Annotated in this window: 23 protein-coding genes, 1 riboswitch and 2 other annotated features (1 of these 26 only partly in view); of the genes, 17 read left to right on the top strand and 6 right to left on the bottom strand. The window is 28.9% G+C overall.

Annotated elements, in window-relative coordinates:
- Nucleotides 1-612: 612 nt before the first annotated feature.
- Nucleotides 613-1,053, top strand: a complete 441-nt coding sequence (locus Q0Y03_RS08315) for an ACT domain-containing protein (RefSeq protein ID WP_363318729.1) — start codon at nucleotides 613-615, stop codon at nucleotides 1,051-1,053.
- Between the two features lie 40 nt (nucleotides 1,054-1,093).
- On the top strand, nucleotides 1,094-2,353 hold the full coding sequence (locus Q0Y03_RS08310) for an aminopeptidase P family protein (RefSeq protein WP_297713373.1): 1,260 nt from the start codon (nucleotides 1,094-1,096) through the stop codon (nucleotides 2,351-2,353).
- A 62-nt stretch (nucleotides 2,354-2,415) separates the two neighbouring features.
- Here Q0Y03_RS08310 and Q0Y03_RS08305 read toward each other — a convergent pair whose 3' ends face one another.
- Nucleotides 2,416-2,913 carry an aromatic acid exporter family protein gene (locus tag Q0Y03_RS08305; RefSeq protein ID WP_297713372.1) on the bottom strand — a complete coding sequence of 166 codons (498 nt, stop codon included), beginning with the start codon at nucleotides 2,911-2,913 and terminating at the stop codon, nucleotides 2,416-2,418.
- Between the two features lie 128 nt (nucleotides 2,914-3,041).
- Nucleotides 3,042-3,278 (top strand) — a binding site (T-box leader).
- A 115-nt stretch (nucleotides 3,279-3,393) separates the two neighbouring features.
- Between Q0Y03_RS08305 and metG (Q0Y03_RS08300) the strand changes: the two genes are divergently transcribed.
- The 10 genes from metG (Q0Y03_RS08300) to Q0Y03_RS08255 all read left to right on the top strand — a co-directional run bounded on the left by metG (Q0Y03_RS08300) (nucleotide 3,394) and on the right by Q0Y03_RS08255 (nucleotide 14,206).
- Nucleotides 3,394-5,337: a methionine--tRNA ligase gene (gene metG / locus Q0Y03_RS08300; protein WP_297713371.1), complete on the top strand. Its 1,944-nt coding sequence runs from the start codon at nucleotides 3,394-3,396 to the stop codon at nucleotides 5,335-5,337.
- Nucleotides 5,338-5,583: 246 nt separating this feature from the next.
- A complete protein-coding gene (gene metG / locus Q0Y03_RS08295; protein ID WP_297713370.1) occupies nucleotides 5,584-7,212 on the top strand; it encodes a methionine--tRNA ligase in 1,629 nt (542 codons plus the stop codon).
- 431 nt (nucleotides 7,213-7,643) lie between these two features.
- Nucleotides 7,644-7,838 (top strand): sigma factor, encoded by a 195-nt coding sequence (locus Q0Y03_RS08290; RefSeq protein WP_297713369.1) that lies wholly within the window; start codon nucleotides 7,644-7,646, stop codon nucleotides 7,836-7,838.
- Nucleotides 7,839-8,023: 185 nt separating this feature from the next.
- Complete coding sequence (locus Q0Y03_RS08285; RefSeq protein ID WP_297713368.1) at nucleotides 8,024-8,809, top strand: TatD family hydrolase; 786 nt, start codon at nucleotides 8,024-8,026, stop codon at nucleotides 8,807-8,809.
- A gap of 229 nt (nucleotides 8,810-9,038) precedes the next feature.
- Complete coding sequence (locus Q0Y03_RS08280) at nucleotides 9,039-10,088, top strand: G5 and 3D domain-containing protein (RefSeq protein WP_297713367.1); 1,050 nt, start codon at nucleotides 9,039-9,041, stop codon at nucleotides 10,086-10,088.
- A gap of 148 nt (nucleotides 10,089-10,236) precedes the next feature.
- A complete protein-coding gene (rnmV, locus tag Q0Y03_RS08275; RefSeq protein ID WP_297713366.1) occupies nucleotides 10,237-10,791 on the top strand; it encodes a ribonuclease M5 in 555 nt (184 codons plus the stop codon).
- Complete coding sequence (gene rsmA / locus Q0Y03_RS08270) at nucleotides 10,792-11,634, top strand: 16S rRNA (adenine(1518)-N(6)/adenine(1519)-N(6))-dimethyltransferase RsmA (RefSeq protein WP_297713365.1); 843 nt, start codon at nucleotides 10,792-10,794, stop codon at nucleotides 11,632-11,634.
- A 101-nt stretch (nucleotides 11,635-11,735) separates the two neighbouring features.
- Nucleotides 11,736-12,956 carry a hypothetical protein gene (locus Q0Y03_RS08265; RefSeq protein WP_297713364.1) on the top strand — a complete coding sequence of 407 codons (1,221 nt, stop codon included), beginning with the start codon at nucleotides 11,736-11,738 and terminating at the stop codon, nucleotides 12,954-12,956.
- 157 nt (nucleotides 12,957-13,113) lie between these two features.
- Entirely contained in the window at nucleotides 13,114-13,938 is an 825-nt protein-coding gene (locus Q0Y03_RS08260; protein ID WP_297713363.1) for a hypothetical protein, read from the top strand.
- Between the two features lie 79 nt (nucleotides 13,939-14,017).
- Entirely contained in the window at nucleotides 14,018-14,206 is a 189-nt protein-coding gene (locus tag Q0Y03_RS08255; protein WP_294140952.1) for a ferredoxin, read from the top strand.
- 106 nt (nucleotides 14,207-14,312) lie between these two features.
- Here the strand turns inward: Q0Y03_RS08255 and thiT are convergent, their stop codons facing one another.
- The 4 genes from thiT to Q0Y03_RS08235 all read right to left on the bottom strand — a co-directional run bounded on the left by thiT (nucleotide 14,313) and on the right by Q0Y03_RS08235 (nucleotide 16,733).
- Nucleotides 14,313-14,960 carry an energy-coupled thiamine transporter ThiT gene (gene thiT, locus Q0Y03_RS08250; protein WP_297713362.1) on the bottom strand — a complete coding sequence of 216 codons (648 nt, stop codon included), beginning with the start codon at nucleotides 14,958-14,960 and terminating at the stop codon, nucleotides 14,313-14,315.
- A 52-nt stretch (nucleotides 14,961-15,012) separates the two neighbouring features.
- A riboswitch (TPP riboswitch) is annotated at nucleotides 15,013-15,113 on the bottom strand.
- 24 nt (nucleotides 15,114-15,137) lie between these two features.
- Complete coding sequence (locus Q0Y03_RS08245; protein WP_291677084.1) at nucleotides 15,138-15,341, bottom strand: hypothetical protein; 204 nt, start codon at nucleotides 15,339-15,341, stop codon at nucleotides 15,138-15,140.
- A gap of 87 nt (nucleotides 15,342-15,428) precedes the next feature.
- A complete protein-coding gene (locus Q0Y03_RS08240; RefSeq protein WP_297713360.1) occupies nucleotides 15,429-15,884 on the bottom strand; it encodes a PadR family transcriptional regulator in 456 nt (151 codons plus the stop codon).
- Between the two features lie 3 nt (nucleotides 15,885-15,887).
- Nucleotides 15,888-16,733 (bottom strand): DegV family protein, encoded by an 846-nt coding sequence (locus Q0Y03_RS08235; protein ID WP_297713359.1) that lies wholly within the window; start codon nucleotides 16,731-16,733, stop codon nucleotides 15,888-15,890.
- A gap of 226 nt (nucleotides 16,734-16,959) precedes the next feature.
- Here Q0Y03_RS08235 and nrdD point away from each other — a divergent pair, with 226 nt between their 5' ends.
- From nrdD to Q0Y03_RS08210, 5 genes are all read left to right on the top strand, one after another.
- The gene (gene nrdD, locus Q0Y03_RS08230) at nucleotides 16,960-19,077 is read left to right on the top strand and encodes an anaerobic ribonucleoside-triphosphate reductase (RefSeq protein ID WP_297713358.1); all 2,118 of its coding nucleotides are present in this window, start codon (nucleotides 16,960-16,962) and stop codon (nucleotides 19,075-19,077) included.
- 332 nt (nucleotides 19,078-19,409) lie between these two features.
- Complete coding sequence (nifV, locus tag Q0Y03_RS08225; RefSeq protein WP_297713357.1) at nucleotides 19,410-20,582, top strand: homocitrate synthase; 1,173 nt, start codon at nucleotides 19,410-19,412, stop codon at nucleotides 20,580-20,582.
- Nucleotides 20,583-20,584: 2 nt separating this feature from the next.
- Entirely contained in the window at nucleotides 20,585-22,870 is a 2,286-nt protein-coding gene (locus Q0Y03_RS08220) for a hydratase (RefSeq protein WP_297713356.1), read from the top strand.
- A 30-nt stretch (nucleotides 22,871-22,900) separates the two neighbouring features.
- Entirely contained in the window at nucleotides 22,901-23,410 is a 510-nt protein-coding gene (nrdG, locus tag Q0Y03_RS08215; protein WP_297713355.1) for an anaerobic ribonucleoside-triphosphate reductase activating protein, read from the top strand.
- A 127-nt stretch (nucleotides 23,411-23,537) separates the two neighbouring features.
- A complete protein-coding gene (locus Q0Y03_RS08210; RefSeq protein ID WP_297713354.1) occupies nucleotides 23,538-23,747 on the top strand; it encodes an alpha/beta-type small acid-soluble spore protein in 210 nt (69 codons plus the stop codon).
- 336 nt (nucleotides 23,748-24,083) lie between these two features.
- Here Q0Y03_RS08210 and asnS read toward each other — a convergent pair whose 3' ends face one another.
- Nucleotides 24,084-25,478, bottom strand: coding sequence for an asparagine--tRNA ligase (gene asnS / locus Q0Y03_RS08205; RefSeq protein WP_297713353.1), 1,395 nt, complete (start codon nucleotides 25,476-25,478; stop codon nucleotides 24,084-24,086).
- Between the two features lie 77 nt (nucleotides 25,479-25,555).
- Nucleotides 25,556-25,788, bottom strand: a binding site (T-box leader) (it continues 58 nt past the right edge of the window).

Below are 25,788 nucleotides of genomic sequence, written 5' to 3'. Positions count from 1 at the left end.
CTAACGTATATTATTCCCAATAAGTGGGGATAATATACATATAGGGTAATATTTAAAATGTCAATAAAACCTATATTTAGACAAAACTAAATAAAATTTAGATTTTGAAAATCACTCATTATTTCCAAGAGGAAAATGAAATATTAAAAAAAGCTATGGCCATATTCAAATAAAAAAGTTTGACTTTTTGTGTCCAAGATATTGATATAAGACCAAAATCAAATAAATAAGTCTGAGATTTAGTAGGACAAACTGCCCAATATTTAAACCTAGAAGCTGATAATATTAAGCTACCAACATTAAAAATAAATTCTTCACCGTTCCTGAAAGAAAACTTTAAATCTTCTTTCCAATCAAACTGTGCTTGCTTTCCAAATGGAGTTTCTGATTTTACAGCATTTCTTTTTTTCTTTGGCTTAAAGTATTCTGCAAAATTTTCATGTTTTAAAATATAATAATTAAAATCGCTCCTAGAGCAATTTAACCCCTTTTCTCTAACCCAATATCTATAAAGATGAGATTTATAATAAAATATTTGCTGTAAAATTTTTAATGCACTGTAAAGAGTTTGGAGTTATAATAGTACTAAAACAAATCGAATGGAGAATGATTATGGGGGAAGATAGATTTTACATTGTAAATGAAAGGTCATTACCAGAGATATTTAAAAAGGTAATTGAGGTAAAGGAGCATATTGAACTTGGCAATGCAAAGGATATAAGTGATGCCATAAAATTAGTTGGAATTAGTAGAAGTACATATTATAAATATAAAGATGATGTATTTCCAATGGCACAAGATATGCAATCTAAGAAGGTAACTTTAATATTATTAATGACACATAAGTCAGGAACTTTATCTAAGGTGTTAGATTGTATTGCATTTTATAAAGGTAATATATTAACAATAAATCAAGATATTCCAATAAATTTATCGGCTAATGTCACTGTTACTATTGATATTTCTCATATGGAGAAAAGTATTAGTCAATTAGCAGCAAGGTTAAACTCTTTACCCAATGTTAGAAGTGTCAAGTTATTAGCAGCAGAATAATAAAAAGTAATCCTAAGATATTATAAGAGGAGATAGGGCTATGAATAAAAATATTTATAAATTAAATAGAGATAATCTTTTAAATAATATTAAAGACAATTCAATTGTAATTTTATTTGCAGGAAAGGCAGTTCAAAAAACTGGAGATCAAACTTATCCATTTACTCCAAATAGAAATTTTTATTATTTAACAGGAATAAAAGAGGAAGAACATATATTGGTTATGTCAAAAATTAATGGAATAAAATCCTCTAAGCTTTATATAAAAGATATTGATTTAGAATTAGAAAAATGGGTTGGAAAAAGCATTAGAAAAGAAGAGGCTATTGAACTTACAGCAGTAGATGAAGTTAAGTTTAAGAGTGAATTTGATGCTGATCTTCATTCAGCAATTGTAATGAAAGAAGAAATAAAGCTTTATTTAGATTTAGAAAAAATGAGTGTAAATAGAGAAGGAACAATCTCACATAGATTTGCTAATGACATAGTAAATAGGTATCCACAAGTTAGAATAAATAATATTTATAGTAAAATTGGTGAATTAAGATTAAAGAAATCACCTGAGGAAATAGAAAAAATTAAAAAGGCTATTGATATAACAAAGAGTGGTATTGAAAGATTAATGACTGAAGCACGTGTTGGAATGAAGGAGTATGAATTAGAAGCATATTTTGATTTTAATTGTAAAGTGAAAGGTGCAACTGGTTTAGCTTTTACAACAATAGCTGCGGCAGGAAAAAATGCTACAACATTACACTATGTTGATAATAATTCAGAACTTAAGGAAAATGATTTGATTCTTTTTGATTTAGGAGCAGAATATAATTGTTACAATGCTGATATATCAAGAACTTTCCCTGTTAATGGTACGTTTACTGAAAGGCAAAAGGAAGTTTATAATTCAGTTTTAAAGGTAAATGAAGAAATTATTAAATTAATTAAGCCTGGTATGAAATATAAAGAGGTGAATGAAAAAGCAACTGATTTAATAGCAGAGGAATGTATAAAATTAGGGCTTATTTATGATAAAAAGGATGTTAGAAAATATTATTATCATAGTATAGGTCATAGTTTAGGAATGGATACACATGATATTGAAACTCCACATAGAGATATAACTTTTGAACCTGGAGTTGTATTTACTGTTGAGCCAGGAATATATATTGAAGAAGAAGGTATAGGAATTAGAATAGAAGACGATATATTAGTAACAGAGGATGGAGTTATTAATTTATCAAGTGATATAATAAAGAGTGTAGATGAAATTGAAGAATTTATGAAGAAGGCACAAAATAAATAAAATTTTATATAAGATAATAGTTAATAAATAAAGTCAGCTTAAGAGCTGACTTTATTTATTAACTATTTATGCGGTGGTGGTGTTATTAGTTTGTTTACTAATATTGAAATTACTATTCCAAGTAGTGTTTCTATTATTCTATTAGTTGCATAAAATAATGGATCACTATAAGCATGGGTTGTAGTAACGCCTAGAAATGCTATACAAGTTATGTTTATTGCTCCTGGTCTTTTAAGAATATTACATAAATAAATCATTAAAATAATTCCTGATGCAATTATAATATATATTACTACTTTTGATATGTATTGATTTGATATATGAGTTTCCAATGATCGAAATAAGAAAAGAAATATTAAACCAAAGCTGGCTCCTAGTATTGTCCCTGCACCTCTATTTATTCCTGTATGAATTGAGTTATAAACAGTATCTTGCAAACAAATTACAGCTGTAAGACAAGCAAAAAAAGGTTCATTAGGTAGAAGCAATAAACATAAGAATACAGCTATACCCGATTTTATTGTTCTAAGTCCAATCTTAGGAAATTTAAAATTCTCCATAATTAAGCCTCCTTTCTCTATGATATTATATCTAATAAATAGTCAAAATTCATTATTCTATATAATATTTTTATATGAAATTATCAAACTTATTGACAGTTTTTACATTTTAGAATATTATAAAACTAATAAATGCATAGAAAAGAAGAGTAATTTAGGAATGTATCTAAAGAGAGCTAGGTTTGGTGAAAACTAGTGATATTGAACTTTATGAAGATGGTCTTGGAGCAGATTATCTGAGCTTTTATAGTTAGGGTAATACGGTAGCAACCGTTATATTGCAAGGTGATGATAGTCACCTAGTGAGATATTTATTGTGAAATAAATATAAAATAGAGTGGTAACGCGTATATAACGTCTCTATATGGGTATATAAGCCTATATAGAGGCTTTTTTAGTTAGTAGGTAAGTTAAAAATTAATCTATAAGCTAATAAGTATAAATTTTTAGCTTGAAGTTACAAAAATAGGAGGAAGAAAAATGACAAAAAAACCATATTATATAACTACGCCAATTTATTATCCATCAACTAAGTTACACATCGGTAACACTTATACAACAGTAGCAGCAGATGCTTTAGCTAGATTTAAAAGATTAAATGGATATGATGTAATGTTCTTAACAGGGACTGATGAGCATGGTCAAAAAATTCAAAGAATAGCTGAGGAAAAAGGAATAACTCCAAAGGAGCATGTTGATGAAATAGTTGCTGGTATTAAAGAGCTATGGGGCATGATGGATATTAGCTATGATAAGTTCATAAGAACAACTGATGACTATCATAAGGCAACTGTTCAAAAAATATTTAAGAAATTATATGATCAAGGAGATATATATAAATCTTCATATGAAGGATTATACTGTACTCCATGTGAATCTTTCTGGACTGAAACTCAATTAGTAAATGGAAATTGTCCGGACTGTGGAAGACCAGTTGAAAAATCAAAGGAAGAAGCTTACTTCTTTAGAATGAGCAAATATGCTGATAGATTAATGGAGTATATTGAAGCTAACCCAGAATTTATTCAACCAGAATCAAGAAAAAATGAAATGGTTAATAACTTCTTAAAGCCAGGATTACAAGATCTTTGTGTATCAAGAACTAGCTTTAATTGGGGAGTTCCTGTAACATTTGATGAAGGTCATGTAGTTTATGTTTGGATAGATGCATTATCAAACTACATATCTGCTTTAGGATATGGTAGCGATAATGATGAATTATACAAAAAGTATTGGCCGGCAGATGTTCACTTAATAGGTAAGGATATATTAAGGTTCCATACTATTTATTGGCCAATTATGCTAATGGCATTAGGTCAAGAGTTACCAAAGCAAGTATTTGGTCACGGATGGTTACTTGTTGATGGTGGAAAGATGTCAAAATCAAAAGGAAATGTTGTTGACCCAGTAGTTTTAGTAGATAAATTTGGTGTTGATGCAGTTAGATATTATTTATTAAGAGAAATTCCATTTGGAGCAGATGGATTATTCAACAATGAAATATTTATAAAGAAGATTAATTCAGATCTTTGTAATGACCTTGGTAACTTATTATCAAGAACAGTAGCAATGATTGAAAAGTACTTTGGTGGAGTAGTACCAGCACCAACAGCTAAAGAAGATATTGATAATGAATTAATAGGTTTAGCTTTAGAAACTCCGGTTAAAGTAACAAAAGCAATAGATAATTTAAGAATTCCAGAAGCTTTAGAAGAGATATTTGCACTTATAGGAAGAGCAAATAAATATATTGATGAAACAACTCCTTGGATACTTGCTAAAGATGAAGAAAAGAAAGAAAGATTAGGTACAGTTTTATATAACTTAGCTGAAAGTTTAAGATTTGCATCTGTATTATTATCTGCTTTCTTACCAAGTACAAGTGAAAAAATTAATACTCAATTAAATATAACTACAACATCTTGGGATTCACTATCTGGATTTGATGGAACAACTCCAGGAACTGAAGTTAAAAAAGGCGAAGCTTTATTCCCAAGAATAGATGTAGCTAAGACTTTAGAAGAGTTAGAAGCTATGAGATTGGCTCAATTAGAAGCTAATAAACCAAAAGAAGAGTATAAAATGCAACCAATTAAAGAAGAAATAACTATTGAAGATTTTGAAAAAATAGATTTAAGAGTAGTTAAAGTATTAGAATGTGAACCAGTTAAAAAGGCTAAAAAATTATTAAAATTAAAAGTTGATTTAAATGGAGAAGAAAGACAGGTTATTTCAGGAATAGCAATGCATTATAAACCTGAAGAATTAGTTGGTAAATATGTAGTTTTAGTTGCTAACTTAAAGCCTGTTACTCTAAGAGGAGAGTTATCACAAGGAATGATTTTAGCTGCAGCTACAGATGATGATAGTGTATTAAAGCTAGTAAATCCAGGAGAGTTACAAACAGGAAGTCAAGTAAGATAAGTGAAGCTCTAAATCTTCGATTTAGTTAGCTGAACTTACACCTACGACTGAAAGGAGTAGCGTGTTTCCTTATAAATTAAGAGTAACAAGCGAAGCAAGTTAAGAGTGACAAGTGTCAAGTGTAAAATTAAGGAATAAAGTCGCCTTAGGGAGACTTTAGAAATTATAGTAAAAAAGTCAGCTATGCTGACTTTTTTACTATAATTTGTTACTTATAACTTGTCACTGATTAAAGGGGGTTTTTTAATGAATATTATTATAGGGAATGCATGGCCATATGCAAATGGTCCGTTGCATTTAGGAAGAATTGCAGTTTTGTTGCCAGGAGATATTTTAGCAAGATATCATAGGATGATGGGAGATGAAGTTGTTTTTCTTTCAGGAACTGACTGTCACGGTACTCCGGTTACTATGAAGGCGAAAGAAGAGGGAATTACACCTTTAGAAGCTGTAGAAAAATATCATGATGAATTTCAAAGGTGTTTTAAATTATTAGGTTTTTCATTTGATATTTTTGCTAAAACTCACTCTCATTACCATGAAGAGAAGGTAAAAGAATTTATCTTAGAGCTATATAAAAAAGGATATATATACGAAAAAGTAATAGAACAAACTTTTTGTGAAAATTGCAATGAATATTTATCAGATAGATATATTATAGGTATATGTCCTGAATGTGGGGAAGAAGCTACGGGTGATGGCTGTGAAAATTGTAATGGAGAGTTTGATTCTAGTGAATTAATAGATATGAGATGTAAAATTTGTAATTCTAAGCCTACATCAAAAGAAACAAAACATTTATTCTTTATGTTATCTAAATTTGAAAATGATATTAAAAGATTATATATAAGGCAGTATGGATGGAGAGAAAATGCACAAAAAATATTAAAAAGATATTTAGATGAAGGTTTAAGGGATAGGGCTGTAACTAGGGATTTTAATTGGGGGGTAGATGTTCCCTTGAATGGATATGAAGATAAAAAAATATTCGTTTGGATTGAAGCTGTTATGGGATATTTAACAGCTAGTATGAAATGCTTAGAAGAACGTGGAGAAGATTATAAGGAATACTGGGAGGGCGAAGATTCAAGAATTTATTTTATTCATGGAAAAGATAATATTCCCTTTCATACTGTAATATTTCCAGCTATACTTGTAGGTCTTGGAATAAAAAATCCAAATCTACGTATAATATCCAGCGAACATTTAAAATTAGAAGGAAAATCATTTTCGACTATTAAAAATTGGGCTTTGTGGGCAGACTATGTTTGTAATAAATATAATGTTGATAGTTTTAGATATTACTTAACTTTAAATTCTCCTGAAGATAAAGATACTGATTTTACATGGAGAGAATATATAAATATACACAATAATGATTTGGTTAATGAATTATCTAGTTTTATAAATAAGGTATTAGTTTTTTCAAGAAAAAACTATTCAAATAGAATACCAAATGGGAAAATTAAGCAAGAATTTAAAAATGATATATTAAATTTATATTTTGATATTGGGGATAAAATAGAAGAAGGTCGCTTTAACGAGAGTTTAGTTGATATAATGAATTTATGTAAAAAAGGAAATAAGTATTTTGAAAATAATAAGGTCTGGAATTTATTAAGTCAAGATCCTTTGAAGTGCAAAGAAGTTATATATAATTGTATTCAAATAATAATTAATCTATCTAATTTACTGTACCCATTTATGCCTAATACATGTAATAAGATAAAAGCTTCTCTAAATTTAGATGAAGGAATTTGGAGTTTTACAGAAAAAAAAGAAGGCGTAATTAGAGAATGCAATATTTTATTTAATAAAATTGATAAAAAGAAAGCTAATGAAGAAGTAATTAGGTTAAAAGAAAAGAAATTTTAGAAAAAAAAACCTAGAGTCATTTCATTTGGGGGACGAATAACTCTAGGAAACCAATTTAAAAAGTAACTTCTTAACCACAATATAGGCTTGAAGCTCTGTTTAAAAGATGGTTTTAGGGGTAAATAATAATGCTTTAACTACTTTACATATATTATAATAAACCTTAATTGTGTCAGTTAGGTGTCAAAAATCTGAAGAAAATCTTAACTATTAATAAAAATTTCCAATTTTAAATTATTTTGTTTTTAGAATAATTCTTATTAAGGTATTCTAAAGACAAAATTTTTTTTATTTTATGTGAACTAATATAAAATTTCAAACGTCTTATTAATGAATATAATTACAGGGGTAAATTAATTCGTTAATAGATTTGGATTTTAAATAGTTAAATTTTTATTTAATTTTAAGGAGCAATAAAGGGGGATAGTTTGGTGGATGAGAAAAGTTTAGTACTTAAGGCTCAAGAAGGTAACAAGCATGCAATGAATAGATTATTACAAGATAATTATAAAGCTTTATATGGATTTACGTTAAAGATGACAGCTAATCAACACTTAACTGAAGATATTGTTCAAGAAGTATGTTTAAAAGCTGTTATAAATATAAAAAAATTAATGGTACATTAAATGTAGAAAATGGATATGGAACAAAGATAGAAATTGAATATATAAATTTTAAGGGGAGCTTTTTCTTTGATTTCTAAATAGATTAAAATGTTTATATTAATAAAAAACTCGGCATAGTCTGAGTTTTTTTGCTTTAATTTGATATAATAAAAAATAAGATTATTTTTTATAAGAGGAGAAAAGTTATGGAATTTAAATATGAAATATTTGACACACATTCACATTATGATGATGAAGCTTTTAATGAAGATAGAGAAGAAGTATTAGCTCAAATAAGAGAAGAAGGGGTAGTTGGTATTTTAAATTGTGCTTGTTCTAAAGCAAGTTTAGAGACTACAAATAAATTAACATTAGATTATAATTTTATATATGGAGCTCTTGGAATTCATCCAAGTGATGCTAATGATTATGATGAAAATGTAAAATCTAGAATAATTGAATTAGTTAAAAGTAATAAAAAAATTATAGCTATAGGAGAGATAGGATTAGATTACTATTGGGATGAAAATCCTGATAAAGAAGTTCAAAAAAGGGTATTTAGAGAGCAAATGAGTTTAGCAGAAGAGTTAGGATTACCAGTAGTAATTCATGATAGAGATGCACATAAGGATACATTAGAAATAATGAAAGAGTTTCCAAATGTTAGAGGAACAGTACATTGCTTTTCCGGAAGTGTAGAGTTTGCTAGAGAGTGCGTAAAATTAGGTTATTACATAGGAATTACTGGAGTAGTTACATTTAAGAATGCAAAGAAAATTTGTGATGTGGTAAGAGAAATTCCACTTGAAAGATTATTAGTAGAAACTGATTGTCCATATATGACTCCATCCCCAAATAGAGGAAAAAGGAATAAATCGGATTATATTAGATATATAATAGAAAAAATAGCTGAGATAAAAGAAATTAGCTCAAAAGAAGTAAATTTAGCTGTAAATGACAATTTCCATAGCTTGATTCACAATAAAAAATAAAGTAAAATTAATATTAACAATTGTAAAAAACTAGAAAAATGTTTTACTCTATATTAACCAAACTTTAAACTGTAAAAAAACGCCATTATTTTTTTAATTTAATTAATATTTATAGTGCAAATAAATGCATTTTAAACAGTTTCATTAAAACAAGAGTTGGAAATTTGACAAAAATAAGAATTATTTATATAATTCAATGGTCACTCTTGCCAGGGGAGGTTAAATGTAGATGATTGAAAAATGGAAAGAAAATTTAAAAAACAATTTTTCTAATAGTCCTAAGGCAAAAATAATGGTAGGTGTTATCGGAGTATTAATAATAGCATTAACGATAACATTTGCATGCATAAGAAAAAACATAGTAGTAAATATAGACGGAAAAGAAGAAGCACTTATAACATATAAAGGGACTGTTAAAGATGTACTTGAGGAAAATGGGATAGAAATAGCTCATAAGGATAAAGTACAACCAGCTTTAAATGAAAAAATATCATCAAATGATGTTATTACAATTAAAAAAGCTGTAGAAGTAGAGGTGGTAGTTGCTAACAAAACAATTGTTATAAAAACTGCTGAAGATACTGTGGAAGATATGATAAAAGCTGAAGAGAATGAATTAAAAGCTGAAGGAGTTGAATTTGTTGAGGGAGTTGATGAAATAACCCCTTCACTAGATACTAAAATATCAGATGATCTTACAATTCAATTAGTTAAAGTTGAGGTATTAAATGAGGTTGCTATAGAAAGTATCGACTATGAAACAATACTTGAGGAAGATGAGAGCCTAGATATTAATACGGAAAATGTAAGACAAGCTGGTGAGGCAGGAGAAAAGGAAATAACTTATAAAGTTATTAAGAAAGATGGAGTTGAAGTATCTAGAGAAATAGTTCAATCTAAGGTTATAAAGGAACCTGTAAATGAAATTATAGCTCAAGGAACTAGAAGAGTATTTGCTAGTAGAGATGGTGAAATGGAATATAGAGATTTAATCTATTGTGAATCTACTGCTTATGCAGGAGATACAATTACTGCTACTGGAACAGTGCCGGTTTACAATCCAGGTGGAATAAGTACAATAGCAGTTGATCCAAGAGTGATACCATTAGGATCGTTAGTTTACGTAGAGAATTACGGGAAAGCAGTTGCTGCAGATACAGGTGGGCTTATAAAAGGAAATATTATAGATGTATTCCTTAATTCAGAATCAGATTGTAGATCATGGGGAAGAAAATATAACGTACCAGTATATATTTTAGCATACCCAGGAGAATGGTAAAGTAAAAAGGGCAATATCAAAACATTAAAGTTTTGATATTGCCCTTTAGTTTTAGCAGATATTAGTTTATAACTAATTAAAGGTTTGACATAATAGAAATATGGGGATAAATTAATAAGAGATAATAGAGGAAAGGAAGAGAAGGCTTTTGATTAAAGAGGTTATAGTTGTTGAAGGAAAAGATGATGTAGCTGCAGTTAAAAAAGCAGTGGATGCGGAAATGATAGCTGTTGGTGGATTTGGAATAAACGCAAAAGTTATTTCAAGAATAAAAGAAGCACAAAAAAGAAAAGGCGTTATAGTTTTAACTGATCCAGATTTTGCTGGGGAGAAAATAAGAAAAATAATAGCAAAGAGAGTACCAGGGATAAAGCATGCATACATTGCTCAAGAAGATGGAATTAAAGATGATGATATAGGTGTAGAAAATGCTACACCAGAAGTTATAATAGAAGCTTTAAAGAGAGCTAAGGTTACTATTGAAGTAAAGGAAAAGACATTTGATGTGCAAGATATGTTTTATTTTAGATTAAACGGAGATCCAAATGCAAAGGAAAGAAGAATAAAGCTTGGAAATAAGTTAGGTATTGGTTATGGCAATGCAAATCAAATGTTATCTAGATTAAATAATTATGGCATTACAAAAGAGGAGTTTATAGAAGCTATTAATTATGTTGATAAAGAATTAGAAGGGAAGAAATAGATGGATATAAAAGATGTAAAAACAGCAGAGTTAGTTAAGAAATATAATTTTAAATTTTCAAAAAGCTTGGGGCAAAACTTTTTAGTTGATGATTCTGTTCCTAGAGATATAGTTTCAGGTGCAGATGTTAATAAGGAAGATTTAGCTATAGAGATAGGACCGGGTGTTGGAACATTAACTGCTCAATTATTAAAAACTGCTAAGAGGGTAGTTGCTATAGAGTTAGATAATGATTTAATTCCTATATTAGAACAAGAATTAGGAGATAATCCTAATTTTACTCTTATACATAATGATGCTTTAAAAGTAGATTTTAATGAAATTATAGGTGATGAGAAGAGTGTAAAGTTAGTTGCAAACTTACCTTATTATGTTACAACACCTATAATAGTTAAATTACTTAAAGAAGGATATAATTTTAAATCATTAACAATAATGATTCAAAAGGAAGTTGCAGAAAGGATGAATGCAGATCCGGGTAATAAAGATTATGGAGCATTATCTTTATTAGTTCAATATTATTGTAACACTAGTATAGTAAGAAGAGTTCCGCCTAATTGTTTTATTCCTAGACCTAAAGTTGATTCAATTGTTATCAGACTTGATAAGTTAGATTCACCAAGAGTTAAGGTTGATAATGAAAAGTTATTCTTTGATATAATAAGAAATTCTTTTAATATGAGAAGAAAAACTTTATGGAACGGAGTTAAGAGTATAGGACCAGCTAAGGAAAAGCTTGAAGAGGCATTTGAAAAAGCTGGGGTTGATCCTAAGAGAAGAGGAGAAACTTTATCTATAGAAGAGTTTGCGACTTTATCTAATTGTATTAACGAAATTTTATAATTTAGATATTATTAAGAATATTTGCCATTAAAAATAATAACATATTTCAATATATAGAACATATAATATATGGAATTAATATAAAGTGGGGGTTCTGGAGAATGGCAAGTAATAATAGGTTGTATAGAAACTTCGTAATATTACAAGAGGATGAACGTGGGTACTCAAATTCCAGTGATAAAACATTATCTGGATATTCTAAGATAGAAGCAAAGGGAGATAAATGTAAAATATCTTTTTATGCTCAAAATCTTAAAAAAGATAATGAAAATTATTATATGATGATTATTTGTTGTAAGAAAGATATGAAGCAAATAATTAATTTGGGCCCAATAGAATTAACTGATACAGGTAAAGCTGAAGCAACAAAGGAATATAATGTATCAAATGTTGGTGGCTTAGATATACAATTTGATAAAATATCTGGTACGGCTATAGCGAAATTTAAAGATGGAATACCTATATTTGTAATGTGTGGTTTCTTAAATGGACAGCAACCATCTGAAAATTGGAAGAATTATACCATAGTTAAAGCTAAGGAAGTTAGGTTAAGGTCAACTGAAAAAGTTGCGGAAAAAGAACATAAAAAAGAACCAAGAAAGCCAGAAATTAAGGTAGAAAAATCTAAAGATAAGCCTATAGAAAAACCTATAGTAGAAGCTAAAGTTGATGAAAATATAGTTATAGAAGATATTAAAAGGGCTGAGGAAGAAAAAGAAGAAGTTTCTAAAGAAGTAGTTAACGAGGTAGTTGAAGAAGTAGTTGAAGTAAAAGAGGTTCAAGAAGTTGAGAATCTTGAAGAAGCTAGAATGAGATATTTTCAAAGAGAAAATTTAAGAGGAAAATTTGAAGATTATGAAGAGGGAATAGAGGCCAGTAAAGAATTTGATCCTGTTAATAGCAAGATAAGAGGTAGCATAGGAGAATATTTTGAATCAATAGTAGAAGGATTCAATAGGGATTATGACAGTATAAATGATTTAAAATATACTAAGTGGTATAAAATACCGGTAAATGATTTGCATGAGATGTGCAATATGTCAAATTATAATAAGTATACATTAGCTTATTATCCAATGTTAAATTACTATCCTTATATAAAGAAGTATGGATATTTTATGCTTGGATATAAGTGTGATTCGAAAGGAAATCTAAAACATATAATTTATGCAATTCCGGGTAAAAAGGATAAGGATGAACAACCTTATGATGGAAGAACTGGCTTTGTTACATGGGTTAGTTTGAATGGTAAAGATAGAGAGGGATGTTGGTTAATGTTTTATGATTTTAAAAATTCTACTGTTGTTGTTCCAATGCAATAGTATAAAGTTAGACAAAAAACATATATTGAACTAAATGAAAATATAAGATAATAGAGAAAGTAAATTGCTAATATTGGAATAAAGTATTATAATTATCTTTATTAGGAGAAGCACAAGCTTCTCCTATTATTAGTATAAAGGTAAAAAGGAGAAACGAATGTTAAGAGTATTAAAAAGATATATCCTACTAGGGTTTTTAATAATAGGTATATTTAATTTCTCTGGATGTACAGTAATAGAAAGTATAGAGAAAAAGTTAGGTTTAAAAAATGATTATTTTGATTATGTAAACTCAAATGATGTAGAGCAAATAAGTATACAGAGCACTAGAGATTTATCATTTAAGTTTATAGTAACAGACGAAAGTGCAATTAATGAGATGGCGAATTTACTATCAAAGTCAAAAATAAGTGAAAATAAGTCTACTTTAGAGCCAGATTATAAGGTTGAATTTGATTTAGGCGATGAGGTAAAAGAGTTTTACTATGTTGTAGGAAGTGATGAAGGAAATTTTTATAATGATGAAAATATATTTTCAGTTTCAAAGAGATTAGATGAGGGAATTATAAAAAATCTTTCAGTTATAAGAAAGCCTAGAGACTTTGATTATATATATTATCAATCTATTTTAGATGTACTACAAACAGCTAATAAAAAGAGTGATATGAGCAATTATAAAGTTGGCATTAATATAAATGGAGATGTAGATTGCTTAAAGTATGTATTTTCTACTGATTTAAATACATTTATAGAAGAAGCAAAGAAAATTGTATCAAATGTAGAAATATCAGATAATAATGAGAGTGATTTTGATGTTGTAGTTACTGTAAAAAATAGAGGATATGATACTACTAATTTTAAAACATTAATTACAGTAACTAATAAGGATAAAAATACAGAAAGTAAATATTATGTTGTTGCAGTTAATGAGTTTAAAGAATGGAATATAGATGTTTCAGAGAGTAAACCTGATAATTGGTAAAATAAAATTTTTTTAACTTACATAACATACTAGAATTTTGTAAATAATAGTATTGAAGTTTGTTAAAGGGGTTGAAGTTATGAATGCATCTGTAGATAAAGATACTTGTATTGGATGTGGATTATGTCCATCAATATGTCCAGAAGTTTTTGAAATGGATGATGATGGTAAAGCAGTAGCTAAAACTAATCCTGTTCCAGATGGAAATGAAGATGATGCAAGAGATGCAGAATCAAGTTGTCCAGTAAATGCAATAAGTCTAGATTAAAAAAATATACCATATAGCATTAAGCTATATGGTATATTTTTTTAACAATTATTAATGAATTACCAGTTTTAAATTCGCTTATCTAAATAAATGATTTAGAATTTACTTATGTTAATGATATATTTGCTTTTAATGTTTTAATTAATTTTTCTATAGGTAAAAATGCTAATAATACTAAGCAGATTAATAGTTCTCCACCTACTGCAAATCCATTTACTGCTAGAGAATATACTATAGGAGACATTCCTGCTGGTGCATAGGAGCCAAAGAATATTACACCAGAAATAAAATGGCATGAAAATCGTAGGAGCATTCCTAATGTAGCACCTAAATATTTATTTTTAAAGAATCCTGCAATTCCAACGGCCATAAAAGGTAAAGGATAATCAAATAAAACTTGAATTGGATTTAGTATATATGGATCAATAATTAATTTAAGTACTCCAAATAGAAATCCTGTAAATAATCCTATTGATGGACCGTAAATAAATGAAATTAACAATATTGGAATCATACTTCCTAATGAAATGCTTCCACCGCCATTTGGTAATGTATAAATTTTTAACATATCCAAAATGAAAGCAAGAGCAATAGCTAGTCCTATTCTAGCCACTAATTTTGAATCAAACTTTAATGATTTAAATTTTATAAAGGCAATTAGTAAAATTGCACAACCTATTAAAGTAATTAGTGTAAGTGGACTGCTAAAAAGTGTTTTAAAATTTTCTCCCATTGTTGCTAGAAAATTTGACATAAAAAAATACCTCCTTATTTTGCGTAAGAGGGTACCGTAGCATGAGAATATAGAAACTCTATTATGGCTTTCCTACGCTGGAATTATCCAGATCAGGTTAAAAGGGTTGATGAAAATTCATCTCTCAGCCTTGGGGCACCCCTAGCAACTAAATATAATTTAATTTTAGGCAAAGATTTACAAAAAGTCAATGCTTTTATTTATCATTTGGCAAGGTTTATAATTTGTATTTGAAGAGTTCTTATATAAATTAGCTAAACTTATGTTACTACCTATTGGCATAAGTGTTTCAAAAGAAGTTAAAGGCATTGTTATAATAGAGTCATCTTCTAATAAAATAAAAGCATCATTGCCAGTATAATCTAGTATCATTCCTTTCATATTTAACACCGTCCTAAGTAAGTTTATATTAGTTTACACATAAATAATGATAAAAATACATCCAAGAAATTTTCTTGGATGTATTTTTTATAAATAAAGATCTTTATAAACTATTTGGAAGACTTTTAATGACTCTTCTATTTTATGTTTAAGCAATTTTTTTCTATTATTAAATTCAACCTCACCTAGAGGAGTTAGAGAATAAAATTTTTGAAACTTCTTCTTAGGATCATCCCATTGACCGATAACTAAACCTTCTTTTTCTAATTTTTTTAATAATGGATATATTCCACCAGTGCTAGGAGTCCATAGTCCATTAGTTCTTTCAGAAATCTTAGTGGAAATTTCATTACCGTTTGTTGGACCGGATTTTAATATATGAAGAACATAAATAGGTAATAATCCTTTTGTAAATACTTGCCCAACTGCTTCTTTTTCTTTTTGAACTTTTTTTAGTTCTGCAAGTTTAGCTTTATATTCATCATATAATCTTTTTTCCTCAGCCTTTAAATCTTCAATATTGTTAAAATCAAAATCGCTCATAAATTATTTAACCATTTTTACAGAAAAACCAATTAATCCAGGACCACCATGAATACCAAGAGCAGGACTTATTTCTGCTATTTTTATAGATATAACATTTGTTAAATCTTTAAGTGAATTCATATATTTAATAGCTTCATCCTCACAACCAGCGTGTAATACAGCAATTTCACATTTACTCTTAGCTAAGTATCCTTTTAATAATTCAGTCATTTTTGATAAAGATTGCTTTCTACCTCTTACTTTTGCAACATTATAATAAACTCCATCTTCATCTGTAGTTATTATAGGTTTAAGATTTAGTAATTCACCAACAGTTCCAGCAAGTCTACCAATTCTTCCTCCTCTTTTTAAATACTCTAATGTATTAATAGTAAAGTATCCAATAACTCTTTTTCTTATTTCAGGTATTTCTTTGATTATTTCTTCATAAGTTTTACCTTCTTTTATAAGTTTAGCAACTTCTAAAACTATTTCTCCTTGTGGATAAGCTAGTATTTTAGAGTCGTAAACAAAAGAAGTAAGTTTTGGGTGATCTTCTAAAGCTAATCGTATTGCATTAAAGCTTCCAGAAAGACCACTAGAAATTGAAATACAAATTACGTGAGTATATCCTTCTTGTTCTAATTTGCTTAAAATTTCCTCAGTTTCTTGAGCACTTGGTAAAGAAGTTTTAGGAACTTCTTTTTCTAAGTTATCATATACTTCTTGAGGGGAAATATCTATTCTATCTCTATAATCACCATTAGAATAAATTATTCTAAGTGGTAATAAATTTATATTATTTTCTCTTAATGTATTTAAATCAAGATCACATGCACTGTCAGTTATTAAAGCAATTTTTTGCATAAAAAATCCTCCGAAAATTTAATTATATAAACTTAGTATATCATATAAGATATCATTATCAATAGTGATAAATAAAAAGTATTATCACTATTGATAATATTTTGTTATTAAAATTTTATCAAAAATTTGAAGGGTAATAAAAGTTTAAATAGAATTATATACTATATATTGTATTTAATACATAAAATATACAATATATAGTGTGAATTTGTAGGAGGCGGTTATTTTGCTATATGTAGTAAAACGAGATGGAAGAGAGGTTGAATTTGATAGTAATAAAATTGTGAATGCAATAAAAAAGGCAAGTGATGAAGTTGGAGAGTCATTAAGAGAAGATCAAATATTAGAATGTATACAAAAGATTATTAAATATATTGAACTTGAACAAAAAGAAAAAGTATCAGTAGAAGAATTACAAAATCTAGTTGAAAAATCTCTAATTGATAGTAACCATAAAAATATTCAAGGAGTGTATTCTTCCTATAGAAGAGAAAGAACTAGAATTAGAGGAATTAAGTCAGATTTAATGAAGGCAATTGAAAAAATAGGAATAGAAACTGATAGGGATAATGCAAATGTTGGAAATAATTTTAGTGCTAAGTTATTAAGAATAGCTTCAGAGTCTAATAAATGGCATAATCTTTATAATATGCCTAAATATTTAGCAAAAGCTCATGAAATAGGTGAAGTTTATTTTCATGATCTAGATTCTTATAACTTAAGTATAAATTGTCTTCATATACCTACGGGAGAGATATTAAAAAGGGGATTTAACACTGGATATGGAACAATAAAGCCACCTAAGCGTATAGAAACAGCTGCAGAATTATCTTGTATATTACTTCAGTCTACGCAAAATGATATGTTTGGTGGACAGTCTCATCCAGATTTTGATAATGATATGGCTGAGTTTATTGAGCCAACAAGGGTAGAAATAAGGGAAGAATTAATTTCTTATGGAATTGAGGGTGAAAAGCTAGAAAAAATAGTAGAAGAAAAATTAAAATCACGAGTACATCAAGCCATGCAAGGAATTGTATATAATTTAAATACTATGCATTCACGTGCAGGTTCTCAAGTACCTTTTTCTTCTATAAATTTAGGTATACCAAACTCTATGGATGCAGCATTAGTATGTGAGATATTTTTAAAAGAATATGAAAAAGGATTAGGAAAAGGTGAGCAGCCAATATTCCCTAATATAATTTTTAGAGTGAAGAAGGGGGTAAATAGAGAAATAGAAGATCCTTATTATTATTTATATAAATTAGCTTGTGAAGTAGCATCAAAAAGAATGAATCCTACATTTATGAATATAGATGCAGACTTTAATAAGGAATATTATGATCAAGGATATATACCAGCAACAATGGGATGCAGAACATATTTAATGAAAAATATTAATGGTGAACCTGGATGCAAAGGAAGAGGAAATATAGCACCTGTAACTATTAATCTGCCTCGTATAGGAATAGAAGCAAATAAAGATATAGATAAATTTTTTGATATATTAGAAAAAAGATTAGTATTAGCAAGAGAGGCTTTACTTCATAGATATAGTGTACTTAAAAATTTAAGAGTTAAAGATTTACCTTTTGTAGCAGGACAGGGACTTATGAAAGGTTCTGAGGGGTTAAAAGCTGAGGATTCAATTGAACCAATACTTAAACAAGGAACATGGGGAGTTGGATTCATTGGATTAGCAGAAACTTTATATTCTTTATTAGGATGTCACCATGGAGAATCAGAAGAAGCTAGGCAATTAGGGTTGAGAATAGTTGGTTTCATAAGAGCGTATGTAGATAGATTAGTAGAGGAAACTAAGCTTAATTGGAGTTGCTATGCAACACCGGCAGAAGGGTTATCAGGAAAATTTATAAAGAATGATAAAAAGATATTTGGAATAATAAAAGGTGTAACAGATAAGGAGTACTATACAAATAGCTTTCATATTCCTGTAAATTATAATATATCAATAAAGGATAAAATCGATATAGAAGCACCTTATCATAAGCTTTGTAATGCAGGGCATATTTCATATATAGAAGTAGATGACTCACCTTCACCTGAAAACATAATGGATATAATAAATTATGCATATAAATACACTAATATAAGCTATATAGGTGTAAACTTTCATATTAGGTATTGTAAAGATTGTGGAGAATCATTAACAAGCAATGAGAGCAAATGTCCTAAGTGTAATAGTAGGGATATACAGGGAATTTCAAGAGTAACTGGATATTTGAGTCTAGACGAAAGATTTGGGCCAGGAAAGTATGAAGAAAGAATTGATAGAAGGTCTCATACAGGAAGTTATAGAAATAATTATGAATTATCATAGATTGATGTGAGGTCTTCATATAAGTTATAGTGATATAACTTATATGAAGATTTACCATATGGAAATGAAGGTATATTAAAAATAGTTGCAAAATTTAAATGTATAATAAGGAAAAGTGTAATTATATCTTGATAAAATGAAATAAAAAATAAAAAACTTGCAATTTTTAGAAAAAATTATTGGTTTTTTATTGAGAAAGTATTATAAATATGATATTATGGTAAAAAAAGGTATAAACAAAATAGAGAGGTACACACACTTACCTCTATTTTTTATAAATCAAATTATAAAAACATTTTAAAGCGATATACAAAAATAAAGGGGGCAAAAAAATGGCTATTAAAAATGTCAATGGGGATAGAAAAATCTATATAGTCGATACAACTCTTAGAGATGGGGAACAAACTGCAGGAGTTGTTTTTGCAAATGAGGAAAAATTAATTATTGCAGATATGCTAAGCGAACTTGGGGTTGATCAACTAGAAGTAGGAATTCCTACTATGGGTGGAGATGAGAAAGAAGCAATTAAGCAAATTGTAAAAAGAAATAATGGTAAAAAAAGTATAATGGCTTGGAATAGGGCTGTTATTAGTGATATTGAAGAATCTATAGATTGTGGAGTGGATGCAGTAGCAATTTCAGTATCAGTATCTGATATTCATATTAAGCATAAGCTTAAGACATCAAGAGAATGGGTATTAGAAAGTATGATTAAATCAGTTGAGTTTGCAAAGAAAAATGGTTTATATGTATCAGTAAATGGCGAAGATGCTTCAAGGGCAGATAATGAATTTTTAATAGAATTTATTGATGAAGCTAAGAAAGCGGGAGCTGATAGGTTTAGATATTGTGATACAGTTGGAATAATGGAGCCATTTTCTATAAGAAAAAATATCGAGGAATTATATAAAAGGACAGGCTTTGATATAGAAATGCATACCCATAATGATTTTGGAATGGCTACAGCAAATGCTATTGCAGGAATATTAGGAGGAGCAAGTCACGTTGGTTTAACTGTAAATGGACTTGGAGAAAGGGCTGGAAATGCTGCATTGGAAGAAGTGTTAATGGCTCTTATATACGTTTATGGATATAAAGCTGATATAAATACAAAGATGTTTAGGGAAGTTTCAGAATATGTTGCACAAGCATCAGGAAGAAAACTTCCTATTTGGAAAGCTATTGTTGGAGATAATATGTTTGCTCATGAGTCAGGGATACATGCTGATGGTGCAATAAAGAATCCAAAAAATTATGAGGCATTTGATCCAGATGTTATTGGATTACAAAGACAAATTGTTATAGGAAAGCATTCAGGGAAAGCTGGGATAATAAATAAGTTTAAGGAGTACAATATTGAATTAAATGATGAAGAGGCAAAAGGAATACTAGAAATGGTAAGAGCTGCTTCTGTTAGATTAAAGAGAACACTATTTGATAAGGAGTTAGTTAAACTTTATCAAGAGTACAAGCGATTAAATAAAGAAAATCATAAGGAGAATTAAAGATGATAAAATTATTTTCAAATGGCGTTTATCTTATTAATAATACCGATATAGTAGAAGATTGTAATGAAATTAATTCAATATTAAAAAATAAACTTGGAGATAATTATCCAAGTAAAGAAAATGCTAAAAAAAATACAATAGCTTACAACATATTAAAGGAACATAATACATCAGAAAATATGGACAAACTAAAAATAAAATTTGATAAATTAGCATCTCATGATATTACTTTTGTAGGAATAATTCAAACAGCAAGGGCATCAGGATTAGAAAAGTTCCCAGTTCCGTATGCTTTAACAAATTGTCATAATAGCCTATGTGCAGTTGGAGGTACAATAAATGAAGATGATCACATGTTTGGACTTTCATGTGCAAAGAAGTATGGGGGAATATATGTACCACCACATCAAGCAGTAATTCACCAATTTGCTAGAGAAATGTTAGCAGGTTGTGGAAAAATGATATTAGGTTCTGATAGTCATACTCGTTATGGTGCTTTAGGAACTATGGCAATTGGAGAAGGTGGACCTGAAATAGTTAAACAATTATTATGCAAAACTTATGATATCAATAGACCAGAGGTAGTAGGTGTATATTTAACAGGTTCACCGCAAAAAGGAGTTGGGCCACAAGACGTTGCTTTAGCTATAATTGGAGCTGTTTTTGCAAATGGATATGTTAATAATAAAGTTATGGAATTTGTAGGTGATGGAATTAATAATTTAAGTGCTGATTTTAGAATTGGTATTGATGTTATGACTACAGAAACAACATGTTTATCATCTATATGGAGAACTGATAATAAGATAAAAGAATTCTATGATATTCATGGAAGAATAGATGAATACAAGGAATTAAATCCAGGAAGCGTAGCTTACTATGATGGAATGATTTATGTTGATTTAGCTAAAGTTAAACCAATGATAGCTATGCCATTCCATCCAAGCAATGTTTATAGTATAGAAGAATTAAATTCAAATCTAAATGATATATTAGCTGATGTTGAAAAGAAAGCGGGAATTAGTTTAGATAATAAAGTTAAATTTACATTAAGAGATAAGATTCATAATGGTAAGCTTTATGTTGAACAAGGTGTAATTGCAGGATGTGCAGGTGGAGGATTTGAAAATATATGCGATGCAGCAGATATTTTAAGAGGAACTTCAATAGGTAGTGATGAATTTTCATTAAGTGTTTATCCAGCATCACAGCCAGTATTTATGGAGCTTGTTAAGAATGGTAGAATTGCAGATATTATGGCTACAGGTGCGACTGTGCGTACAGCTTTCTGTGGACCTTGCTTTGGAGCGGGAGATGTTCCAGCTAATAATGGATTAAGTATACGTCATTCAACAAGAAACTTCCCTAATAGAGAAGGATCAAAGATAACTAATGGACAAATTGCATCAGTTGCATTAATGGATGCTAGATCTATTGCAGCAACAGCTGCTAATAAGGGATATTTAATAGCTGCCACTGATATAGATGTTAACTTTACAAATCCAAAATATTATTTTGATAAGTTTATATATGAAAATCGTGTTTATGATGGTGTAGGAAAAGCAGATTCATCAGTAGAAATTAAATTTGGACCTAATATAGTAGATTGGCCAGAAATGTCAGCTTTAACTGATAATTTATTATTAAAAGTAGTTTCTGTAATTCATGATCCAGTTACTACAACTGATGAACTTATTCCATCAGGTGAAACTTCATCATATCGTTCTAATCCATTAGGTTTAGCCGAATTTACTTTATCACGTAAAGATCCAGCATATGTTGGAAGAGCTAAGGAGATTCAAAAGGCTGAAAAAGCAAGAATAGAAAATGGATCACCAATTGAGGCTGTTAATGAATTAGGTCCTATATTTACTTCAATCAAAGAAATATTTACTGGTGTTAATAATAAAAATACAGGAATAGGAAGCACTATTTATGCTGTTAAGCCAGGTGATGGATCAGCACGTGAGCAAGCTGCATCATGTCAAAAAGTATTAGGTGGATGGGCTAATATAGCTAAAGAATATGCTACAAAAAGATATCGTTCTAATTTAATAAATTGGGGTATGCTACCTTTTGTTCTTAAGGAAGAGATATGCTTTAACAATGGAGACTATTTGTTTGTACCTAATATAATAGAGGAAATTAAAGAAAATAAGACCTCTATAAAGGCATATGTAGTTAATAAATCAATGAAGGAATTTGAATTAAAATTAGGTGAACTTACAGATGATGAAAGAGAAATTATATTAAAGGGATGTTTAATTAATTATTATAAAGCATAAAACTATAATGCTTTTGGAGGTTTGTTAAAAATGAATAAAACTGTGAGGTTAGCAGGAATAGCTTATGAAAGCTTAGCAAATGGACCTGGAATAAGAAGAGTATTTTTTGCACAAGGATGTAAACATAAGTGTGAAGGTTGCTTTAATCCAGAAACGCATAGTTTTGATGATGGTAAAATTATGGATATGGATAAGTTAATAAAGGATGTTTTAGATAATCCTATATTACAAGGAGTAACATTCAGTGGAGGTGATCCAATAGAGCAAGCTCACAGTTTTGCTTATATGGCAAAAGCATTTAAGAATTCTAATTTAAGTGTATGGTGTTATACAGGATATACATTTGAAAAACTTTTAGAAATTATGAAAGTAGATACAGCAATAAGTGAACTTTTAAATAATATAGATGTATTAGTTGATGGAAGATTTGAAATAAATAATAAAAAGGAAGGATTAAGGTTTAGAGGATCTACAAATCAAAGAATAATTAATGTTAAGGAAAGTATTGATAAGAATAAAGTAATAACAATAAACTTTTGATGGCGTAAAAAGCTAGATAATATGGTAATTATATAACTTGGATGGAATTATTATATAAGTATATATCTATAATATTAAGATAAAAATATTATTGTAAAATAAATATTTATCTTAGGAGGAATGAAAAATGTCATCAAATAATAGTAGTTATAATAGAAATTTAGTTCCAGAAGCTAAGCAAGGATTAAACAGATTAAAAAATGAAGTTGCATCTGAAGTTGGATTACAAAATTATGAAAATATAAATAAAGGAGATCTTACTTCAAAGCAAAATGGTAGTGTTGGTGGCGAAATGGTTAAGAGAATGGTTGAAAGCTACGAACAAAGCATAAAATAATAAAAGCTAAACGATAAAAAAGGAAATTATTTTGGTAATTTCCTTTTTTATCGTTATATAGAAATAAAAAAACTGCTTTGTAGACTTTGTGTTTCTACAACTTCTAAAGTTTATCCACAATTCTTTAACAAATATAATTTCCTAAATAATAAAAAAAGCGCTTACGCGCTTTTTAAATAATGGGGGGATGGGAACCTGTGTATTACAGGTTTTATATTTACATTATAATTATGTACTTAATCTTAAACTTTTATTCAGATAAATATAAAAAATTTGAAAATAATTTTAATTAAATAAAGAGCTAGCAAGATTATTTTGCTAACTCTTTTGAAAGTTTTAGAAATCAGATTGCCCAGTAGTTCTTGGGAATGGTATAACATCCCTGATATTTGACATACCAGTGATGTACATTATTAATCTTTCGAATCCTAAACCAAATCCAGCATGTTTAGTTTCTCCATATTTTCTAAGTTCTAAATACCACCAGTAATCTTCTTCTTTAAGATCTAATTCAGCCATTCTAGCTTTTAAAACATCAAGTCTTTCTTCTCTTTGGCTACCACCGATAATTTCACCTATACCAGGAACTAAGCAGTCAGTTGCTGCAACAGTCTTCCCATCATCATTAAGTCTCATATAGAATGCCTTAATATCTTTTGGATAGTCAGTAACGAAGACTGGTCTCTTAAATATTTCTTCAGTTAAATATCTTTCATGTTCAGTTTGAAGATCTATTCCCCACTCAACTGGATATTCGAATGTCTTACCACAGTTCTTTAACATTTCAACTGCTTCAGTATAAGTAACTTTTCCGAAGTCAGATGTTACAATGTGATTTAATTTATCCAATAATCCTTTTTCAACGAATTGGTTGAAGAATGCCATTTCTTCTGGGCATTCATCCATAACGTATTTAATTACGTATTTTAACATTCCTTCTGCTAATTCCATATCATCTTGTAAATCAGCAAATGCTATTTCAGGTTCAACCATCCAGAATTCAGCAGCGTGTCTAGCTGTATTTGAGTTTTCAGCTCTGAAAGTTGGACCAAAAGTATAAACATTTCTAAATGCTAAAGCAAATGTTTCTGCATTTAATTGTCCAGAAACTGTAAGGTTAGTTTCTTTTCCAAAGAAATCTTCTTTATAGTTAACAGCTCCATCTTCAGTTCTTGGAACATTGTCAAAGTCTAAAGTAGTAACTTTGAACATTTCTCCAGCACCTTCACAGTCACTTCCAGTTAAGATTGGTGTATTTGTATATACAAACCCTTGGTCTTGGAAGAATTTGTGAATAGCATAAGCAGCTACAGAACGAACTCTAAATACTGCTGAGAAAGCATTACTTCTTGGTCTTAAGTGAGCAATTGTTCTTAAATATTCAAAAGTATGTCTTTTCTTTTGTAATGGATAATCAGAGTCTGACATACCTTCAATAATAACTTCTTTTGCTTGAATTTCAAATGGTTGCTTAGCTTCTGGTGTTGGAACTAAAGTACCAATAACTTTTATTGATGAGCTAATTGGTAATTTAGAAACATCCTTAAAGTTTTCTAATTTGTTATCAAAAACAACTTGAATATTTTTAAAGAAAGAACCATCATTTACTTCTATAAATCCAAATGCATTAGAAGCTCTTAAAGTTCTTATCCATCCTGAAATTGCAATTTCTTTAGATAAGTATTCATCAGTGTTTCTATAAATTGATTTTACTAAAACTACGTTTTTCATAATAACCTCCTGCTAAAAATATTTTTTATTATTATCAAATTTAAATAAAAACAATAAAAAAACCTTTCATCCCATATAAATGGGACGAAAGGAATTACTTACGTGGTACCACCCAAATTGCCTAATAAAAAAGGCCACTTAGTAAATTAATAACGACATTTAGCCGTCTAAGCCTACTTAAGTGAGGGTCCAAATATAAACTTGGTTAGTCGAACTTACATCTTTACCATGGGAAAAGATGATTTCTTTTCACTTGTTCAGTTAGAAACTCAGAGATGTTCTTCACAATTGATATCGTATAAGGCTTACA

The sequence above is a fragment of the Clostridium sp. genome (genome assembly GCF_026168755.1).
Classification (GTDB): domain Bacteria; phylum Bacillota; class Clostridia; order Clostridiales; family Clostridiaceae; genus Clostridium.
This window is presented reverse-complemented; position numbering and strand designations above follow the sequence as displayed.

Excerpts from the sequence above, each read along its gene's own strand:
- Q0Y03_RS08315 (WP_363318729.1), top strand. The coding sequence starts at position 613 with ATGGGGGAAGATAGATTTTACATTGTAAATGAAAGGTCATTACCAGAG.
- Q0Y03_RS08310 (WP_297713373.1), top strand. The coding sequence starts at position 1,094 with ATGAATAAAAATATTTATAAATTAAATAGAGATAATCTTTTAAATAAT.
- Q0Y03_RS08305 (WP_297713372.1), bottom strand. The coding sequence starts at position 2,913 with ATGGAGAATTTTAAATTTCCTAAGATTGGACTTAGAACAATAAAATCG.
- metG (WP_297713371.1), top strand. The coding sequence starts at position 3,394 with ATGACAAAAAAACCATATTATATAACTACGCCAATTTATTATCCATCA.
- metG (WP_297713370.1), top strand. The coding sequence starts at position 5,584 with ATGAATATTATTATAGGGAATGCATGGCCATATGCAAATGGTCCGTTG.
- Q0Y03_RS08285 (WP_297713368.1), top strand. The coding sequence starts at position 8,024 with ATGGAATTTAAATATGAAATATTTGACACACATTCACATTATGATGAT.
- Q0Y03_RS08280 (WP_297713367.1), top strand. The coding sequence starts at position 9,039 with ATGATTGAAAAATGGAAAGAAAATTTAAAAAACAATTTTTCTAATAGT.
- rsmA (WP_297713365.1), top strand. The coding sequence starts at position 10,792 with ATGGATATAAAAGATGTAAAAACAGCAGAGTTAGTTAAGAAATATAAT.
- Q0Y03_RS08265 (WP_297713364.1), top strand. The coding sequence starts at position 11,736 with ATGGCAAGTAATAATAGGTTGTATAGAAACTTCGTAATATTACAAGAG.
- Q0Y03_RS08260 (WP_297713363.1), top strand. The coding sequence starts at position 13,114 with ATGTTAAGAGTATTAAAAAGATATATCCTACTAGGGTTTTTAATAATA.
- Q0Y03_RS08255 (WP_294140952.1), top strand. The coding sequence starts at position 14,018 with ATGAATGCATCTGTAGATAAAGATACTTGTATTGGATGTGGATTATGT.
- thiT (WP_297713362.1), bottom strand. The coding sequence starts at position 14,960 with ATGTCAAATTTTCTAGCAACAATGGGAGAAAATTTTAAAACACTTTTT.
- Q0Y03_RS08245 (WP_291677084.1), bottom strand. The coding sequence starts at position 15,341 with ATGAAAGGAATGATACTAGATTATACTGGCAATGATGCTTTTATTTTA.
- Q0Y03_RS08240 (WP_297713360.1), bottom strand. The coding sequence starts at position 15,884 with ATGAGCGATTTTGATTTTAACAATATTGAAGATTTAAAGGCTGAGGAA.
- Q0Y03_RS08235 (WP_297713359.1), bottom strand. The coding sequence starts at position 16,733 with ATGCAAAAAATTGCTTTAATAACTGACAGTGCATGTGATCTTGATTTA.
- nifV (WP_297713357.1), top strand. The coding sequence starts at position 19,410 with ATGGCTATTAAAAATGTCAATGGGGATAGAAAAATCTATATAGTCGAT.
- Q0Y03_RS08220 (WP_297713356.1), top strand. The coding sequence starts at position 20,585 with ATGATAAAATTATTTTCAAATGGCGTTTATCTTATTAATAATACCGAT.
- nrdG (WP_297713355.1), top strand. The coding sequence starts at position 22,901 with ATGAATAAAACTGTGAGGTTAGCAGGAATAGCTTATGAAAGCTTAGCA.
- Q0Y03_RS08210 (WP_297713354.1), top strand. The coding sequence starts at position 23,538 with ATGTCATCAAATAATAGTAGTTATAATAGAAATTTAGTTCCAGAAGCT.
- asnS (WP_297713353.1), bottom strand. The coding sequence starts at position 25,478 with ATGAAAAACGTAGTTTTAGTAAAATCAATTTATAGAAACACTGATGAA.